This window comes from Micromonospora sp. NPDC005087 (assembly GCF_042872965.1).
In the GTDB taxonomy this organism is placed as follows: Bacteria; Actinomycetota; Actinomycetes; order Mycobacteriales; family Micromonosporaceae; genus Micromonospora.
Genome location: NZ_JBIALB010000022.1, coordinates 55,382 through 71,899, shown reverse-complemented (window position 1 = coordinate 71,899; position 16,518 = coordinate 55,382). Strand labels below are relative to the sequence as shown.

Genomic DNA, 16,518 nt, shown 5'->3' with positions numbered 1-16,518 from the left:
CCCTGGTCGAACAGGTCATGACCCAGCAACCGTATGCCTCCGCGAAAAGGGTGTTCTGGGTAGTCGACAACGGCTCGTCGCACCGCGGCCAGGCCGCGATCGACCGCCTCACGAAGCGGTTCCCGAACGCGGTCATGGTCCACACACCGGTCCACGCATCCTGGCTCAACCAGATCGAGATCTACTTCTCCATCGTCCAGCGCAAAGTGCTCACACCCAACGACTTCACCAGCCTTGACCAGGTCGAAGACCGACTCACCGCCTTCGAGCAGCGCTACAACGCGACCACCCGGCCGTTCAGATGGAAATTCACCCCGGCCGACATCGAGGACCTGATGGCCCGGATCGAGCGACACAAACAGAAAGAGCAGAACCTCCAACAACCCGCCGGCTGCGATCACCAGCCTGCCGCACACGCCTTGGCCGCATAACCCCCGAAGGACTTACGAACCCGAGCACTAAGGGACGCCACGTAACCCCGGGCGTCTGTCTGGTCAGGATGGTCGAGCAGGATGCCTGGGTGCAGGTGATCACCGCGGCCAGGTCTGCGTGGATCTTCCCGTTCACGGGGCTGCAGCCCGCCCAGTTCCGGAAGCTGGTCCAGGTTGGTCGCCGAGCGTGGCGGCGACGGCATCGCCGACGGCCGGCCGGGCCGGCAGTTGGCCCTTGACCTCGCCGGCAGGGTGTTGCTGGTGGCCACCTACTGGCGCACGAACCTGACGATGCGCCAGATCGGCCCGCTGTTCGGGGTGTCGCACTCCGCGGCCCACCGGGTCATCGACACCCTCGCACCGCTGCTGGCCCTGGCGCCGGTGCGGAAGCGACCGGTCGAGCAAATCGCGATCGTCGGCGGCACGCTGATCCCCACCCGCGACCGCCGCCTGGCCGCCCGCAGGAAGAACTACCGGTACTCGACGAACCTGCAGGTCGCCATCGACGCCAGTACCCGCCTGGTCATCGCCGTCGGTGACCCGCAGCCTGGCAACCGCAACGACACAATCGTCTATCGCGCCTCGGGCATCGACCAGAAGCTAAACGGGCGGCCGGTGATGGCCGACGGCGGCTACCGGGGCAGCTGGTGGTCACCGACGATCTGCTGGCGCCGCTATTCGCGCACATAGACCCCGACCACGCCAGGCACGTGGCGACGTGGCTGGCCGAGGTGTTCGGCGGCCCGGCGACGTACAGCGCCGAGCGCGGCGGCTATCCGACCATGCTGAACCACCACCTCGGCAAGGCCATCACTGAGCCGCAACGCCGACGCTGGGTCAACCTCATGATGGACGCCGCCGACGAGGTGGACCTGCCCGCCGACCCCGAATTCCGGGCGGCGTTCGCCGGCTACGTCGAATGGGGCACCCGGCTCGCACTGAGCAACTCGCAGCCCGGCGCGAACTCGGCGCGGGAGGCGCCCGTGCCGCGGTGGGGCTGGGGTGTGGCACCGCCATACCAGGGCTGACCCGCCCTGCCAGCAGTGCCACCCGGTCAGGACCGTCCGGCCGGGTCGCGGTCAACGGGACGGAGGAGGACCGCTGCCAGGTGGCGATCCAGCACGCCGAGATCCTCGTGCACGCCGCCCACGATGTGCACTCCGCACGCACCATGCACGAACTCGCGTCCGGACGGGCGGGGACCGGGGCGGGGCACCCTCGCTCGGACGGGCCGGTGGCGGCGGAACCGCCCGACCCCCGGCCCTGGCGACCCTGCGCCGGGCCGATCTCGTCCCGGCTCGCCGCCAGCTGCGCCGCCGGTGCGCGCTGCTGCTCGCCGGTCGGATCGCCGAGGCGGAGGCGTTGATCCTGGAGACGTTGCCGCTGGCCCGCCGCCACCTCAGATCGAGCCAGATGCAGAGCAGTGGGCTCTCCCCGTTCCTCGCACTGGTGCACTGCTACCGTCCCGACCCCGGGTCGGCGCACGAGCTCGCCCTGGCCGGGTACGAGACCAGCCCGCATCCGCCCGATCCGGTCAGCCAGGCGCTGCACGCTCTCGTGCTGGCCCAGGTCTCGCTGGTCAGGGGCCGGCCCCGCACGGCTCTACGCTGGGCCCAGGAGTCCCGCCTGGTGGCCGGGGACATCGGCCTGCGCCCGGTATGCCGCTGGGCCTCGGCGGTCCGCGTGCAGTCCTGCGTCCGGCTCGGGTTCGAGGTGGACGACACCATCATCGACCTGGACCGGTACGCACGTGGTCCGGCTTCGGTCCGGCTGTTCGACATGGAGGTTGCCCGCGCCAGCTCGAAGCGGAACCCAATCATCGAAGCAGCATCCGTACACCTCGCTTCGGTACAGCCACCGTAGCCACAGTCGCTTTGACCCAGCAGACACCCAACGGGCACGGGCCGGTCGTCGCCGAAGCGTTGGCCGACCCGTGCCCGCAAGCTCAGCAGCTAGTTGGCTGCAGGACCACGTCTGTGCTGACCGTGCTACCGGCCTGCACCTTGACCCTTCTTGTCAAAGTGCTGAATTCGTCCTTGGAGTAGACCAGCGTGATCGGGCTGTCCCGCTTGTCGACCCAGACCGACCAGTTGCCGGCCTCGTCGGTCCACAGGGTGGTGGTGAAGCGCTTCGTCCGAACCGTGACGGTGGCGCGCGACAGCGGCGCGACGGAACCGGTGCACCCGGCACCGCTGACCGTGCCGCTCAGCCGGCCCCACCTCTTGGGCGGATCGACATGCATCGTGACCTGGACCGGTGCGGGCTGCACGGGGCCGTCGACCCGGACCGCCAGCGCGGCGCCGTAGTCGCCCGGCTGGTCCACGGTTGACGCGTTGCCGGCGTCCAGCTTGAGCGTCACGGTCTTGCTCTCCCCAGGCCGAAGGGTGAAGGCGCTGTCGCTCTCGGAGAGCCATGGCACGTCGCCGGACGGCCCGCAGATGTCGTATCCCGGCAGCTCCTGGGTGCTCGACGTGGCCTCGAAGTGTTGCCGCGCCCCACCGACCCGGTAGACGCCACAGGCAGCAGCGCCACGGTAGAACGGCGCGGGTGCGTTCGGCAGGGCGTGCCATTTGCTGGCCACCGGATCGTACGCGTGCCCCTCGTTGGTGACGGACGACGTCGGGCCCGTGCCACCGGCGACGCCACCACTGAGCAACAGCTGCCCGTTGGCGACCGTCGACGCCGCGCCCCACCAGCCGGTCGGCAGGTCGGCCACGCGGGTCCACGCGTCCGTGCGCGGCTCATACGAGTACGCGGCGGCCGACCCGTTGCCGGTCCCGAAGTCGACACCTCCGGCGCAGATGACCCGTCCGGTCAGTCCGCCGCAGGACATGAACGCCTCGCTCGCCGGGTAGTTCGCCCTGCTGCTCCACCGGTCGTGTACTGGGTCGTACACGAAGACGCTGTTGGTGGCGGTCAGGCAATCGCCGACATCGCAGCCGGAGACCAGGTACAGCAGGCCGTCGAGCACGGCACTGCCGGCGGCGCCGCGCGGTGCGGGCAGCGGCGCGCCGCGCGTCCACGCTCCGGTCGCCGGATCGTAGATCTGCACGTCGGTGACCGCGTCCAGCGGTCCCCAGCCGCCGGCGACGACGAGTCGGCCGGCGACGAACGCCGCCACCGGCTTCTGCACGGGCACCGGCAGGTCCGGCAATGCCGACCACAGCAGCCGGACCGGATCGTAGACGTACCCCTTCGCCGTGGGTCCGTACCCGTCAGGCGTGCCACCGACGACGTAGACCTTGCCGTCGTCGCCGCGGGCCATCGCGTTGTCCATGATCGGGCCGCCCGGATAGTCGGCCAGCGGCGCCCACGCCGGACCGCCGGACGCTGCCGAGGCGGTCATGGCCGGCGGGGAGGTGACGGTCGGCGCTGCGCCGACCAGCCGCCCGTCGGCGGCGCGCCGGCCGCCGGAGGCGACGCCGGGGACCCGTCGCACCGGAACCGCCGCTGCGGCGGCGGGCGGTGCGCCGATCGGGGTGAAGCCGCCGGGCTGCTCCACGAGGGAGACATGCGCTTCCGCCGACCCGGAGTTGGTGACGGTGAACTTCGCCTGCCCACTCTCGCCGAGCCGCACGTTCCGCGTCACCGTCGCCGGGCTGACGGTGAGCGCCGCGGCGGCCAGCGAGAAGTCGGCCCTGGTGGCCGCGTTGGTTGCGACGTGCACCGACCGGGTGAGGCTGACCCGGTTGCGCGCCGACGCGGTGAACTGCTGGTCACCGTCGCCCGGCGCGAACAGGGCGAAGTAGCCGTCGCCGACGTTGTCGTCGTCGGGCGTGGCCACCGACCTGGCCTGCGCGTCCGGGTGGGCGACCGCCGCCACCGTGGCCCCGTTGACGCCGTCGCCGGTGGTCGCGTCGAGGACCCGTCCGGCGACGATCCCGCCGGCCAGCGGGTCGCAGGTACGCCTGCCGACGTAGACGTCGTCGAGTTCCCAGTAGCGGGCGAACTGCCCGGCGTAGTGGAACCGCACCAGCACCCCGCGGCGGTTGGCCGCCTGCGGGATCGGCAGAGACAGCGGCCCGTTGATGATGGCCAGCCCGTCCTGCTTCCAGATCGTCGACCAGGTGGCGCCGCCGTCGATGGACACGCCCACGTCGGCCGACTGCGTCGGCAGGTACCCGACGAAGCGGGTGCGCAGCCCGACGACGGGATGGTCGACGTCGGTCAGGTCGACCGGCGGTGTGGTGAGCGTGGTGTCCTTGCGGTTCTGGAACTGGGTGTCGATGAGGGCGAAGTTTCCGCTGCCCGTCGTCTCGTTGGTACGCGGGATCACCGTGCCCCGGTTGAACTCCCACCCGCCGTTCTCGGTCGCGTTGTCGGCACGCCAGCCCTCCGGCACGTCGGTGGATTCGAACGGTTGGGCGGGCATGCCGGCGTAGTTGTGGTGATAGCCGGCGGCCTTGCAGATCTCGTCGTCCACGGGCACCGCGATGTCCCGACCGACGTTGGTGGCGTCGATGGTGACCTGCGCGTCGGCGGTCCGGTATCCGGCTGGCTCGGCCCGTACTCGCAGGGTCAGGGCGGACTGTACGGGCACCCGCATGCGGTAGCGGCCGGTGAAGGGATCGGTGCGCACGGCTGGCAGTGGCGTGCCGGGTGCGGACACCGTGGCGTACAGCGGCCAGCCGTGCCCGGAACCGTCTTTCACCGTGCCGGAGAGCGTGACCAGCGGCTGGGCGTGCAGCGCGAGGTCCACCGTGGATGTTTGCCCGTCGGTGACCTCGACGCTACGGGTCACGTCGACGTAGCCGAACGCGGCGACCGCCACGGTGAACGTGCCGACGGGTTCGGTGACGTAGTACCGTCCGGCGGCATCAGTGGTGGCGGTGACGCTGTGACCGCCGCCGCTCACCGTGACGGTGGCGTTCGCGACCGGCGCGTGGCTGCTCGCGTCGGTCACGGTGCCCGCGACACGGCCGTGGGGGCCGGGTGCCCGGAACGCGGAGACACCGTTCGGGGTCCCGAGGCCCGTCGGGCCGTCGAACCCCTCACCGGCGGTGCACAGGTACGCCGCCGCCGGGTCGCAGGTGCCGTTCCTGCCCGTGGTGATGTCGTTGAGGCTGCCGGCCGGCGCGGCGTAGGGGTACCAGTTCGGCATGTCGCCGGCCGGCGTCCGACCGGCGAGTGCGTACACGCCGGCGATGATTGGGGCGGCGAGGCTCGTGCCCCCGTACTGCGCCCAGCCGTAGCCGCCGAAGGTCTGGTAGACGGCCAGGCCGTTGAGCAGGTCGGCGAGGGCGGACACGTCGGCGACGGTGCGGCCGTCGCATCCGGGATCGGCCTGGAAGTAGGGCTTCGATTCCACCACGGAACATCCGCTGCCCGGCGCCCCGGAGTAGTTGTTCCACACCTGCTCGGTCCAGCCGCGGCTGGTGGTGTCGTCACGGGTGAGCGAGGTGCCGCCGACGGCCGTCACGTGCGGCGACGAGGCGGGAAAGGACATGCCGTACCCGCTGTCGCCGGAGGACGCCACGATCGCTACCCCCGGGTGCCGGTAGTGCTTCCCGTAGGTGGCGCTCAGGTCGGCGTCCTCGGGACCGCCGTAGGAGTTCGACACCACGTGCGCGCCACTGGCGACGGCCTGGTCGACGGCCTGGCCCAGGTCTTCGGCCGAGTTGGTGTCGGCCTCGACCAACAGGAGGTGGCAGCGCGGGCACACCGCCGACACGGTGTCGAGGTCGAGCGAAATCTCCCCGGCCCACGATTCGTCCGGTATGGGGAGGTTTTGGCCGCCGCGCTGGTCGATCTTCTTGAAGCAGCCGTTGTCGGTGGTGCACGGGGGCAGGCCCCAGTGTTCCCGATAGACCCCGAGGTCGGCCTCGGCCGTCGGGTTGTCGAAGGCGGCCACGACCGCGACGGTGACGCCGTCACCCGCCGCGGCAGGGAGGTTGTACGCCGAGGCGAGGTCGGCCGGACCGTACCCGTAGACCGTCTCGGCGGCGCCGGCCTGCCTGGACGTCGATGGCGACGGCTGCGTCGACGCCGGGGCGGGGTGCGGCGGATCGAATGGCACTGTGCGTACCCCGCCCGCACCGGCCCGCTGCACACTCGCTCGACCCGCCAATCGCTGGACGGGCCAGGGCCGGTCGCGGTGGTGGCGAGACCTATGGATGCCGTGGTCAGGGGAGCCGCGTGGGCCACGCCCATGGCACCGGGAAAACCTTGGGCGACCAGTGTGCTGACAGCTATGGCGGTTACCGCGAGCGCGCGTAACAGACGACGCGACATGATTGCTCCTCCTCAATCGTGCCGGCACCGAGCGTCACGGTCGTCACGCGTCGTCACGAGGGGATCCCACATGCTTTCCATGCACCTAGATCACCGGCGGCGAGACAATAACAGCGTGATGACGCCCGACGGTGCCCGATTCGGCCAGATGCCCGTTCCGGACGCACGGGCCTATGCTCGGGCCGTGACGGACAACGGTGAGCGGGGAGCGTGGGACCTGGTCGGGCTGTCCGACCTGGACCAACAGGTGTACCGACGGCTCCTGCTCGATCCCAGGGCCGACGCCGAGTCCCACGCCGACGCGCTGATGTGTTCGGCCGCGCATGTACGCGCCGCGCTGGACCGTCTGGCCTCGTTGGGCCTGATACGCCACGACGCCGGGACCGACGGCCGCTACCAGGCGGTGGACCCCCTCGCCGGCCTGGCCGCGCTGGTGCGGGAACGCCGACATGCCCTGGACCGGCTCGAGGCCGCGTCGTACGAGCTGTCCCGGGTCTTCGCCGCCGGCCTGATGCGCACCGAACCACGACGACTCTTCGAGGTGGTCGAGGGGCGTACGGCGACCGCGAGCCGCATTCACGACCTGCTCGGCTCGGCGAGGATGGAGGTGGTCGGGATCGACACCCCGCCGTACGTCGCGCCGAACAGCACGCCCATCAGTGACGCCGAACTCGGTCTACTCCGCCGAGGAGTCCGGTTCCGCTCGCTGTATGCCAGCCAGGTCCTCGATGAGCCGGCGCTGGTCGCCCGTATCCAGTGGATGGTCGACAACGGCGAGGAGGCTCGGACACTGCCGCAGGTGCCCATGAAGCTGCTGGTGGTCGACCGGGAGACCGCCGTGGTGCTCCTCGCCGGCGAAGAGACCGCGCCGGAGACCCTCTCGGTCGTGGCGGCGCGTTCGGCGCTGACCGACGGTCTCCAGGCCATCTTCGAGCAACTGTGGACGCACGCCAGCCCCATCCGCTTCGGGTCGGGCCGCCAGGGCGCCACGGCGACGCACGACGCCGACACGAGCGAACTCATCGACCTGCTCAACGCGGGGGTGAAGGACGAGTCGATCGCCCGCCACCTCGGGGTGAGCCCCCGGACGGTCCGCCGCCGGATCGCCGAGCTGCTCGACGAACTCGACGCCACCGGCCGGTTCCAGGCCGGTGTCCGCGCGGTCCAGCGCGGCCTGCTCTGACACGGATCCGAGGGTAGGAATGCAAAAGGTCAGGACACCGGAGGGAGAATCGGGCACAGCGCTTCCAGCGCCGGTCCGTAACCCTGGTCTGGCGGGGTGGCGTAGCCGACGACCAGGCCATCGTGGCCGGGCATGCACCATGCAGGCACCAGCACAGCTCGCCGCGTCGTTGCGAGTGACCCCACCGTGGTGGACTTGGCCGCATTCCGCGCACGTCACGGCGGAAGCGGTCGTGTCTGCGGCGGCGGCAGCCGAATGGATGGCTGGAGACCCATGGGATCATGACGTCATGTCGACCTAGCATCATGCCGGTGACACTCGGGCGACCGACCGGGCCCGAGGAGTTCCGCCATCTTGACGATGCCCGTGATGTTGAAGAAATGGCCATCCACCTCGACGTTGCTGATCGGGTTACCGCCGCCGAAGGCGTCCCGGTTGCCGGTGAACGGATCCGCGTTCAACTTCCCACCGGCGGCGCCGCCGTCGCTGGGTAGTCGCCCGCGCAGGCGCGCCCCTAGACTCCCGGTATCTCGGACCTCGACAGATGGGAAGTTTCCGTGCGTCGCTGGACGGCCACCTTGACCCTGATCGTGCTGCTCACAGGGTGCGGTGGAGGCGAACAGGTCGACCCGCAGGCTCCACCGCCGGTTTGGCAGAGCGCCGCGCCGACCACCCCGGCCACGCTGACGCCTACTGAGGCGAAGAACCGCTATCTGGCGATCGTGGCGCCGTACAACACCGCGTTGGAAGAGCTGGAGGACGCGGTCAACGCCGGGAAGCCGTGGCGGACGGTCCGCACGCTGGCCGCCGACGTGGCCCGGACCAACGCAGCACACGCGGTTGAGCTACGCGAGACGGTCTGGCCGGCAGAGGTCCGGGCGCCGATGGGCGCACTCCTCAAAGAGAACGACGTCGCGTTACGGCATTGGCGGCGAGCCGGCGAGGCGGCGGACGCCGACGTGCTGATGCGGGAGATCCGCGCAGCAGCGGCGCACAGCGGAGCCAGGGAGGCCGGCAAAGTCCGCACCGCGCTCGGGCTGCCCGCCTACCGGGAAGGCTGACCGCCTGCTGCCCGCCGATCGTCGGCCAGGTGCAGCCGAAGCACCGGGCGCCGCTGCGTGCAAGTATCGGTTCAACTCGTCGACCAACTGCCGCCTCCTGGGCCAACCCGATCGAGGCCCAGTTCGGGCCACTGCGCACCTTCGTCATCGCCGGCTCCAACCACCCCAACCACCCGGCGCTGACCCGGAAACTGCAGGCCTACCTGCGCCGGCGCAACGCCAACGCCCGCCACCCCGACGTCCTGGCCGCCCAACGCCGAGAACGCGCCCGCATCCGCAGCGAACGCCAACGACGATGGGGCCAACCCACCACCCGCGCAGCCTGACCCCAACACCCTGAACGTTCGTGGTCACGGCACTAGGGAACTCGAGCGGCGGATTCGGTTCCAACTGCCTATGTGTCGTGTGGGTTAGCGAAGGTCTCGATGTAGTCGAGAGCGGCTTCCAGGGCCTCCCTGAGGGGGGAGATGCCCCGGGCGACTTGTGCGAGGAGCATGCCGCCCTGGAACGCGGCGAGGAGCAGGCTCGCGAGCCGCTCGGGGTCGGCCTCGTTGCTCAGACGGCCCTGCCGCTGCAGGCGGAGGAGCGCGTCGCGGAAGATCTCTCGCCACTTAGCGAACGCATCCGCAAGCTCATCGTGAACGTCGAGGTCGGTCTTGATGATCTCGCTGGCGAGCGACCCGAGGCTGCAGCCTTCGTGGTAGGCGCGTTCATACCCGATATAGAACGCTGCCCACTTCCGAAACCCCTCGAGGCTCTCGAAGCCGTCGAACTGTTCGCTGTGATGGAGCCCGAGGACGCGTTCAGCCTGCCATTCGATCACCGCCAGGACGAGGCTCTCCTTGGTCGGGAAGTAGTGGTTGATCTGCGACCCGCTGACGCCGGTGGCGCGCCGGAGCTTGTCGTTGTTCGTGGCGTGGACGCCCTCGGCGTAGATGAGCGCGGCGGCGTGCTCCAGTATCCGGGCACGCGTCGCCTGCCCCTTCTCGGTGAGCTGGCGAGGCTCTGGCGCTGCCGTCGTGGACTTCATGATTCATCATCTTAGCAAGAGTGGGCTTGACAGCCCAGTCGTGTGTAGTGTTGTATCTACGGAGTGGGCTACGCAGCCCAAAACTTGACCAAGGTCGGTTACCGACCACCACCCACCTGGACCGGAGTGGGATTTCCCATGTCACGCCTGAACGTTCTTCCTGCCGATGAGCCCTCCGCCGACGTGCGGGGCACGCTTGACCAGGTCGAAGCGCAGTTCGGCTTCGTACCGAATATGTTCACCATGCTCGCGTCGAACCCGACCGTCCTCGATCTCGTCATGACGGTGCAGACGAAAGCGAGCAGGCTCCTGGACGCGAGGACGCGCCACACGATCGCGCTGGCCGTGTCCGAAGCCGATGGCTGCGACTACTGCCTGGCGCTGCACACGGCCGGGTCCGTGAAGGGCGGCATGTCCGTGGAGGACATCGAGCTGGCGCGGGCGGGAAGCTCGGTCGATCCGAAGCGGGCTGCGGTGGCTCGCTTCGCCCAGCAGGTGATCGAGACGCGCGGACGGGTCAGTGATGCCGACCTCGCGGCCGTCCAGGGTGCCGGGTACACCGATCCACAGATCTTGGCGATCGTCACGCTGGTCGTCCGGGCACTGCTGACGAACTACCTCAACAACGTGAACCTGACCGACGTCGACATCCCGACCCCCGACCTCGCATGAGAGCGCTTACCAAACTCGCGAGAACAGCGGCCTGACCGGTCGAACCCTCGCCCTGATCGACCGCACTGGAAAGGAACGACATGCCCGGTTCTGAGCTCTATGAGAAGTTCATGGCACTGCACACCCGAGAAGGGGGCCTCGTCATGCCGAACGCCTGGGATGGCGTGTCGGCATTGGTCCTGGCGGATGCCGGCTTCGAGGCCATCGGCACGTCGTCGGCGGCCCTGGCGGCCGCGCTCGGCCGCATCGACGGACGCCACAGCATCACCCGCGACGAGCATCTCGACCACGCACAGCTGCTCGGCCGGCTCACGGGGTTGCCCGTCAACGGTGACTTCGAGGACGGCTACGGCGTCACCGCCGAGGACGTCGCCGTGACTGTGGACAGTGCCGTCGCGCACGCGCTGGCCGGCATCGGGATCGAGGACACCACCGGGAATCCCGATGACCCGATCCGCGACTTCGACGACGCGGTAGGCCGGGTTCGCAGTGCGGTCGCCGCGGCGAAGCGACGCATCGTCGTCACCGCTCGCACCGACAACTTCATCCAGGGGCGGCCTGACCTCGATGACACCATCCGACGGCTGACGGCCTTCGCCGAGGTCGGCGCCGACGTGCTCTACGCGCCGTTCCCGCCCGACCTCGAGTCCCTGGTCGCGATCGTCACCGCCGTCGCGCCGACACCCGTGAACGTTCTCATCTCACCGGCGGACCAGGTGCTGACCGTCTCTGAACTGCAGAAGGCCGGGGTCAAGCGCATCAGCCTGGGCCCCGCGCTCTACACGCATGCGATGGGTGCTCTCGAACAGGCGGCCACGGCGCTCAAGGCCGGCGACATCGCCTCGGCCACGACAGGCATCAGCTTCGACCGGGTGGGCAAACTCCTCGCCCGCAAACCCTAGCCGTATCCGACTTTCACCATCTACAACCCCTCAACTCATCACGCACAGAAAGCACGATGACATGGATCTCGACAAGCTCATGAGCAAGCACCTCAGCCGGTATTTCGACGGCAGCAAGACGATCCCGGATGAGACTCTTCAGCAGCTGCTGAGGTTCCTGCGCTCGGCTCCCACGTCGACGAACATCCAGCCGAATCACTTCTACGTCGTGTCCACTCAGGAGGGCAAGGAGCGGCTGGCCGCCAACCTCGGCGAGCGGTTCCAGGACAACGCCGAGAAGATCCTCAACGCCTCGCACACCATCATCCTCACCACTCGGGCCGATGTGCCCGAGCACCACCTCGAAGCGGTGTTCGCCAAGGAGCGGGCCGACGGCCGGTTCGCAGATGACGCCAAGCAGGAGCGGTGGGAATCGATGACCCGTGACTTCCTGAGCCTGCGCAAATACAGCTACAAGGACACCTACCACTGGATGGAGAAGCAGACCTACATGGTGATGGGTCTGACGATGATGGCAGCCGCCGAGCTCGGCGTCGAGGCCATGCCGCTCGAAGGCTTCGACCCGATCAGCGTGGACAAGGCCTTCAACATCCGCGCGACCGGATACACCACCACCGTGCTGCTCGCGCTCGGCTACCCCGACGAGGCGAAGCAGTACAAGACCCCGGTGTCGCGGTTCGAGCCCGAGCGCCTGTTCACCTTCGCCTGAGCGGCCCGGCCCGGGCGAACCGATCGCTAGAGGAGTTGATCAGCTATGGACGGACAGGAACTCCAGAAGGTCGCGAACGAGTACGCGACAGAGCTGCCGGACGTGACGTTCGAGCACCGTGTCGGCCCGAATTGGGAGCTGTACAAGGTGGGCGGCAAGGTCTTCATGCTCATGACCGACATGCCGGGACACCCCGTCGTGATCCTGAAGGCCGATCCGGACGAGGCCGTTGGGCTGCGCGAGCAGTACGCAGAGATCACGACCGGCTACCACATGGACAAGAAGCACTGGATCACGGCAGCAGGGGGGCCCAGCCTCGACGAGAACCTGGTGAAGGAACTCGTCACCGACTCCTACCGGCTCGTGGTCGACAAACTCCCGAAATCCAAGCGGCCCGTGGACCCGAGCACGAACCGGGCCGCCTGAAACCCGAAACACGCACGAACAGAATCAACACAGAAGGAAGAACCATGATCGGACTCGGTGTTCGAGCCGCCAACGGCGATCTGGAGATCCTCGACCTTCCGAACCCCCGCCAGCCTGAAGCGGGCGAGCTCGTCCTGGAGGTGGTCGCGGCAGGGATCGGGCCGTGGGACGCCCTGCTTCACACGGGCGGATGGGACGTCGGCCTCGTTCCGCCCGCAGCTCTGGGCGTCGAAGCCGTCGGCCGCGTCACCGCGACCGGCCCGGACGAGACCGAAGTCCGCACGGGAGACCTCGTGCTGGTCCACGAGGCGCCCCTGCCAGGCGGCAGCGGCACCTGGGCAGAGCGCGTCCTAGTCCGTTCCGCGCACGTCGCACGACTGCCCGAGAACCTGGCTCCGGAGATTGCGGCGGCACTCCCGGTCGCCGGGCTCACCGCCCAGCAGGCCCTCGACGAGCTCCAGGTCGACGCCACCACCCGCCTGCTCGTCGTCGGAGCGTCCGGCCCCACCGCGTCACTGGCCGTGCAACTCGCCCACCTCCGGGGCGCCGACATCGTCGCCGGTGCCGGGCCGGCCCGCGCCGATCAGCTCCGCGCCCTCGGCGCCAGCGAGGTCATCGACACCCACGCTGACGGTTGGGCGCAGAAGAGCGACCGCCGATTCGACGCCGTCCTCATCGCCGCGACAGGCACCGCCGAGGACGCGATCGGACTGCTCACCGACGGAGGCCGCCTCACCTCCATCACCTCGGACGCACCCGACCCGATTCGCGGAATCACCACCTCGGACCTCTACGTGCAGCCCGACGGACGTGCACTCGGCGAACTCGCGGCACTCGCCGCCTCCGGCGAACTGAGATTTGACGTCCAGACGACACCAATCAAGGACGGCGCCGCGATCGCGGACCAGGTCGCGGGCGGCCGCTCTGGTGGGGTCAAGTACGTCCTCGAGTTCTGACGTCCGCGGTCGAAGCACGTTGCAGATCGTCCGAAATGATGGTGTTCGTGCGTCATGTGGGGCCAGCGCCTTCGTGACACACCGCCCTTCTCCCTGCCCCTGACCATCGACGGCGACCGCATCACCGGGCTACACGTGCTGGCCGACCTGGAACGTCTCGACGGAATCATGCATATAGTCCAGGTGCGGTCGCCCCTTCAGGGCCTCCGCAAGATCAAGGTAGGGATTTCTCGGTTTGGTCACGTGATGCCAAGGAGTGGCAGAGGTCTGCGGTGATTTCGGGCGCTGTGGCGTAGGGCTTTGGCGATGTCGGTTTGTCCGGCGTGGCGTAGCGGGCCGATCTTGCCGAGGCCCTGGATGTTGGCCTTGTCGTGGCCCTTGGCCAGTAGGTCGGACTTGCAGATTACGTATGACTGCGAGTTGTAATCCTGCCCGCACAGGCTCAGTTTCGCGTCGGGGTTCTGTGCGAGCAGGTGCTCCTCGGCCAGGGCGAGGATGCCGCCGGTGCCTGCGGTGGGGTCGTACGGCGTGCGGACGATGCCGGCCTCGGTGAGGTCGGCGTCCTTCTCGGCGAAAAGGAGGTCGACCAGCAGCCGGATCGGGTCCCGCGGGGTGTAGTGGTCACCGGAGGTCTCGTTCGCTGCCTCGTTGAACTTGCGGATGATGTACTCGAACGCATCTCCCATGTCGGCGTTGGAAACGACGTCCGGATGCAGGTCGACGGCCTTGAAGGACGTGATGACCTCGCGCAGGAGCCCGCCTTGTCCAGGGCGAGGATCTCCTTCTTGAAGTCGAAGTACTGGAACACGTCGACATCGGGCGAAAACCGGTCGATGTAGTCGGCCAGGTTGTCCGCCAGCCCATCGGCGTCAGCCAGCAGATTGGCGAAGGAGTAGTTCGAGGTGTTGTAGAACGGCCTGCCGGTCGCCTTCTTGACCTCGATCTTGAGCCGGTTCGGGTTAGCGTACTTCGCCGCCAGCGCGCGCACCGCCTCCCGGTCGGGCTCAAGGATGCAGTCGAGGCGTCGCAGGATCAGGCCCGGGCCCTGCTCAACACGGTCCGGCCGCGTGGTCTGGTCGGGCGCACCCGCCGCCGGCTCGCGTCCGAGCTGATCACCGAACTGGTCCAGGTCGACAAGAAGATCAAGGCCGCAAACAAGGAACTGACCGAGCTCGTCGAGACCACCGGCAGCAGCCTGCAGGACCTCAACGGCATCGGCCCCTCCGGCGCCGCCCGCCTGATCGGCGACATCGGCGACATCAGCCGATTCGCCACCCGCGGGCACCTCGCGTCCTGGAACGGCACCGCACCCCTGGACGCGTCGTCCGGTGACCAGCGGCGCCACCGCCTGTCCCGGGCCGGGAACCGGCGCATCAACCGTGCCTTGCACATCATGGCCGTCGTCCAGCTACGCCACGACACCGAAGGCCGTGCCCACTACCGGCGCAAACTCGCCGCCGGCAAACACCGATGGAGGCCATGCGCGCACTCAAGCGACGGTTGTCCGACATCGTCTACAAGCAAATGATCAAAGACGCCAAGAAAGCCGAGACGGGCCCGGGAGGACACGTGGGGGCGACTCTTCAATCCAGCGCGGCTGACCCGAACCCCAGGGTCAACACTTCGGAACAGTCACTTCCCGGACCCGCCGAACCCCAGCCTAGAACACCACTCCTCGCCGCCTCTTGATGGCATGAAGGAGCGGGGCCTCGGAAAACGGTCGTCGCCGGGCTGGGACCATCCGGTTGCGGTCGTCTTGGCGCTCGCTGCGGCGGCGACGGCGGCGGGATGAGGCGCCTTGGATGCGCCGGTGCCCCCAGCCGGGATTCTCCCGGGCCAGGCGCAGCACCAGGTCACGGATCTCGTCGCTGACCCGTGGCCGTCCCTGCTGGTTCGGATAGGTCCAGCGTCGGCGGACCAGTCGGCGATGCCAGGCCAACAGAGTCGCCGGGGTGACGAAGCGGTGCTTCCACGGTTCTCGTGGCAGGGCCCGGACCAGCGCGGACAACACCGCGCGTTCCGGCCACGACAGCCGCGGCCGGCCGATCTGGCGTCGCAGTACAGCAACCTCGTGGCGCAGCACCAGCAGTTCCGCGACCATCGCGGCCTCGCTCCGCGTGGCCTGCCGCAGCCAGCCGAACACGCGCACCGCGCTCAAGTACAGCAACCGAACCAACACGCCCCCCATCCTGTGCCAGGGACGCGAAACATCAGCTCACACCAGGTGCGATGAGTTTTGGCACGGTACACGGCGTGGCCGGTCAGGCGCAGCAGCGTCTTGCGGGTGATGGCGAGTTCGGCCAGCTCGGTCCCGGCCGCGGTGAGCTGCTCGGTGAGCGTGGCGATCTGTTCACGGAGCCGTTCGGCCGTCATGCCGGCGGCGGTCTCGCCTTCGGTGAGCAGGTCCAGCACCGAGGGCCGGGTCACCGCTGGTGGTCTGGGTCGCGCCAGGACGCGGTAGTGGTGCCGGTCAGCCGGCGGATCAGGTTCGCTGTGGACGCCCACCAGGTGCGAGACACCGCCGAGGCGGGTCGGCTCTTGCGCTTGACCGGCACGAACCCGGCCGCCATGTCGCTGCGTTGACCTGCTCGACGTCGATACCGCGCACGGCGCCGTGGATCGCGACGTCGTCTCTAAACCCGGCGTCCACCCATGCCTTTGGTCACCGAAGGGGTGTGCGCGAGGACGGAGTCCAGCAGTCCCACGCCGATCGCGTTGTCCGTGACCGACGCGTCAAGCCAAGCCCACAATGGGCATAAGCAACCGAACCACCCTCTCACGGGACCGGTCCACGTCCCGGACGATCAGCAGCTGGGTGAGCACCATGCCGCCCTCCGGCCGGAAGTGGTCCGGTGCTTCCTGGGTCATCGACGCCTCCTTGTCCGGTCGTCGGGGTACCCGGCGACGGCGCGGGCAC

General features: G+C 68.8%; 18 protein-coding genes and 4 pseudogenes. 14 read left to right on the top strand and 8 right to left on the bottom strand.

Annotated features, from left to right (window positions below; genetic code table 11):
• The 4 genes and pseudogenes from ACFYPS_RS32000 to ACFYPS_RS31985 form a co-directional block, all read left to right on the top strand.
• Nucleotides 1-431 (top strand): transposase (locus ACFYPS_RS32000; protein WP_387329401.1); only part of this gene is annotated, 431 nt, incomplete at its 5' end.
• Between the two features lie 89 nt (nucleotides 432-520).
• Nucleotides 521-1,076, top strand: a pseudogene (locus ACFYPS_RS31995) (transposase family protein); the annotation flags it as partial.
• A gap of 65 nt (nucleotides 1,077-1,141) precedes the next feature.
• Nucleotides 1,142-1,459: a hypothetical protein gene (locus ACFYPS_RS31990; RefSeq protein WP_387329398.1), complete on the top strand. Its 318-nt coding sequence runs from the start codon at nucleotides 1,142-1,144 to the stop codon at nucleotides 1,457-1,459.
• Nucleotides 1,460-1,844: 385 nt separating this feature from the next.
• Entirely contained in the window at nucleotides 1,845-2,294 is a 450-nt protein-coding gene (locus ACFYPS_RS31985; RefSeq protein ID WP_387329395.1) for a hypothetical protein, read from the top strand.
• Between the two features lie 82 nt (nucleotides 2,295-2,376).
• Here ACFYPS_RS31985 and ACFYPS_RS31980 read toward each other — a convergent pair whose 3' ends face one another.
• Nucleotides 2,377-6,447 (bottom strand): carboxypeptidase regulatory-like domain-containing protein, encoded by a 4,071-nt coding sequence (locus tag ACFYPS_RS31980; protein WP_387329392.1) that lies wholly within the window; start codon nucleotides 6,445-6,447, stop codon nucleotides 2,377-2,379.
• Nucleotides 6,448-6,846: 399 nt separating this feature from the next.
• Here ACFYPS_RS31980 and ACFYPS_RS31975 point away from each other — a divergent pair, with 399 nt between their 5' ends.
• The 4 genes and pseudogenes from ACFYPS_RS31975 to ACFYPS_RS31960 form a co-directional block, all read left to right on the top strand.
• Complete coding sequence (locus ACFYPS_RS31975) at nucleotides 6,847-7,845, top strand: hypothetical protein (RefSeq protein ID WP_387329390.1); 999 nt, start codon at nucleotides 6,847-6,849, stop codon at nucleotides 7,843-7,845.
• A gap of 311 nt (nucleotides 7,846-8,156) precedes the next feature.
• The gene (locus ACFYPS_RS31970) at nucleotides 8,157-8,339 is read left to right on the top strand and encodes a hypothetical protein (protein ID WP_354967866.1); all 183 of its coding nucleotides are present in this window, start codon (nucleotides 8,157-8,159) and stop codon (nucleotides 8,337-8,339) included.
• Between the two features lie 63 nt (nucleotides 8,340-8,402).
• Nucleotides 8,403-8,906, top strand: coding sequence for a hypothetical protein (locus ACFYPS_RS31965; RefSeq protein ID WP_354967865.1), 504 nt, complete (start codon nucleotides 8,403-8,405; stop codon nucleotides 8,904-8,906).
• 83 nt (nucleotides 8,907-8,989) lie between these two features.
• A pseudogene (locus tag ACFYPS_RS31960) lies at nucleotides 8,990-9,232 on the top strand (hypothetical protein); the annotation flags it as partial.
• 68 nt (nucleotides 9,233-9,300) lie between these two features.
• Here ACFYPS_RS31960 and ACFYPS_RS31955 read toward each other — a convergent pair.
• Nucleotides 9,301-9,936: a TetR/AcrR family transcriptional regulator gene (locus ACFYPS_RS31955; RefSeq protein ID WP_387329386.1), complete on the bottom strand. Its 636-nt coding sequence runs from the start codon at nucleotides 9,934-9,936 to the stop codon at nucleotides 9,301-9,303.
• 138 nt (nucleotides 9,937-10,074) lie between these two features.
• Here ACFYPS_RS31955 and ACFYPS_RS31950 point away from each other — a divergent pair, with 138 nt between their 5' ends.
• From ACFYPS_RS31950 to ACFYPS_RS31930, 5 genes are all read left to right on the top strand, one after another.
• Nucleotides 10,075-10,608 (top strand): carboxymuconolactone decarboxylase family protein, encoded by a 534-nt coding sequence (locus tag ACFYPS_RS31950; RefSeq protein ID WP_387329384.1) that lies wholly within the window; start codon nucleotides 10,075-10,077, stop codon nucleotides 10,606-10,608.
• 80 nt (nucleotides 10,609-10,688) lie between these two features.
• Nucleotides 10,689-11,510 carry an isocitrate lyase/phosphoenolpyruvate mutase family protein gene (locus ACFYPS_RS31945; protein ID WP_387329381.1) on the top strand — a complete coding sequence of 274 codons (822 nt, stop codon included), beginning with the start codon at nucleotides 10,689-10,691 and terminating at the stop codon, nucleotides 11,508-11,510.
• Between the two features lie 61 nt (nucleotides 11,511-11,571).
• Nucleotides 11,572-12,219: a nitroreductase family protein gene (locus ACFYPS_RS31940; protein WP_354967862.1), complete on the top strand. Its 648-nt coding sequence runs from the start codon at nucleotides 11,572-11,574 to the stop codon at nucleotides 12,217-12,219.
• A gap of 45 nt (nucleotides 12,220-12,264) precedes the next feature.
• Nucleotides 12,265-12,645, top strand: coding sequence for an MmcQ/YjbR family DNA-binding protein (locus ACFYPS_RS31935; RefSeq protein WP_354967861.1), 381 nt, complete (start codon nucleotides 12,265-12,267; stop codon nucleotides 12,643-12,645).
• A 44-nt stretch (nucleotides 12,646-12,689) separates the two neighbouring features.
• Nucleotides 12,690-13,601 carry an NADP-dependent oxidoreductase gene (locus ACFYPS_RS31930; RefSeq protein ID WP_387329376.1) on the top strand — a complete coding sequence of 304 codons (912 nt, stop codon included), beginning with the start codon at nucleotides 12,690-12,692 and terminating at the stop codon, nucleotides 13,599-13,601.
• A 239-nt stretch (nucleotides 13,602-13,840) separates the two neighbouring features.
• Here ACFYPS_RS31930 and ACFYPS_RS31925 read toward each other — a convergent pair whose 3' ends face one another.
• Complete coding sequence (locus ACFYPS_RS31925; RefSeq protein WP_387329374.1) at nucleotides 13,841-14,287, bottom strand: class I SAM-dependent DNA methyltransferase; 447 nt, start codon at nucleotides 14,285-14,287, stop codon at nucleotides 13,841-13,843.
• Nucleotides 14,288-14,436: 149 nt separating this feature from the next.
• Nucleotides 14,437-14,589: pseudogene (locus ACFYPS_RS31920) on the bottom strand (hypothetical protein); the annotation flags it as partial.
• 57 nt (nucleotides 14,590-14,646) lie between these two features.
• On the opposite strand from ACFYPS_RS31920, the gene ACFYPS_RS31915 reads away from it, so the two are divergent.
• On the top strand, nucleotides 14,647-15,129 hold the full coding sequence (locus ACFYPS_RS31915) for a transposase (protein ID WP_387329407.1): 483 nt from the start codon (nucleotides 14,647-14,649) through the stop codon (nucleotides 15,127-15,129).
• 132 nt (nucleotides 15,130-15,261) lie between these two features.
• On the opposite strand, the gene ACFYPS_RS31910 is transcribed toward ACFYPS_RS31915, so the two are convergent.
• The 4 genes and pseudogenes from ACFYPS_RS31910 to ACFYPS_RS31895 form a co-directional block, all read right to left on the bottom strand.
• Complete coding sequence (locus ACFYPS_RS31910; RefSeq protein WP_387329371.1) at nucleotides 15,262-15,780, bottom strand: hypothetical protein; 519 nt, start codon at nucleotides 15,778-15,780, stop codon at nucleotides 15,262-15,264.
• Nucleotides 15,756-16,013, bottom strand: coding sequence for a hypothetical protein (locus tag ACFYPS_RS31905; protein WP_354967856.1), 258 nt, complete (start codon nucleotides 16,011-16,013; stop codon nucleotides 15,756-15,758). The genes ACFYPS_RS31910 and ACFYPS_RS31905 overlap by 25 nt, the downstream gene beginning before the upstream one ends.
• Nucleotides 16,014-16,024: 11 nt before the next feature.
• Nucleotides 16,025-16,333 (bottom strand): annotated as a pseudogene (locus tag ACFYPS_RS31900) (IS5/IS1182 family transposase); the annotation flags it as partial.
• A 1-nt stretch (nucleotide 16,334) separates the two neighbouring features.
• Entirely contained in the window at nucleotides 16,335-16,469 is a 135-nt protein-coding gene (locus ACFYPS_RS31895; RefSeq protein ID WP_354967855.1) for a hypothetical protein, read from the bottom strand.
• Nucleotides 16,470-16,518 lie beyond the last annotated feature (49 nt).

Coding starts and splice junctions, on each gene's coding strand:
- ACFYPS_RS31955 (WP_387329386.1), bottom strand. CDS start 9,936: ATGAAGTCCACGACGGCAGCGCCAGAGCCTCGCCAGCTCACCGAGAAG.
- ACFYPS_RS31935 (WP_354967861.1), top strand. CDS start 12,265: ATGGACGGACAGGAACTCCAGAAGGTCGCGAACGAGTACGCGACAGAG.
- ACFYPS_RS31895 (WP_354967855.1), bottom strand. CDS start 16,469: ATGACCCAGGAAGCACCGGACCACTTCCGGCCGGAGGGCGGCATGGTG.
- ACFYPS_RS31930 (WP_387329376.1), top strand. CDS start 12,690: ATGATCGGACTCGGTGTTCGAGCCGCCAACGGCGATCTGGAGATCCTC.
- ACFYPS_RS31950 (WP_387329384.1), top strand. CDS start 10,075: ATGTCACGCCTGAACGTTCTTCCTGCCGATGAGCCCTCCGCCGACGTG.
- ACFYPS_RS31940 (WP_354967862.1), top strand. CDS start 11,572: ATGGATCTCGACAAGCTCATGAGCAAGCACCTCAGCCGGTATTTCGAC.
- ACFYPS_RS31925 (WP_387329374.1), bottom strand. CDS start 14,287: ATGGGAGATGCGTTCGAGTACATCATCCGCAAGTTCAACGAGGCAGCG.
- ACFYPS_RS31945 (WP_387329381.1), top strand. CDS start 10,689: ATGCCCGGTTCTGAGCTCTATGAGAAGTTCATGGCACTGCACACCCGA.
- ACFYPS_RS31985 (WP_387329395.1), top strand. CDS start 1,845: ATGCAGAGCAGTGGGCTCTCCCCGTTCCTCGCACTGGTGCACTGCTAC.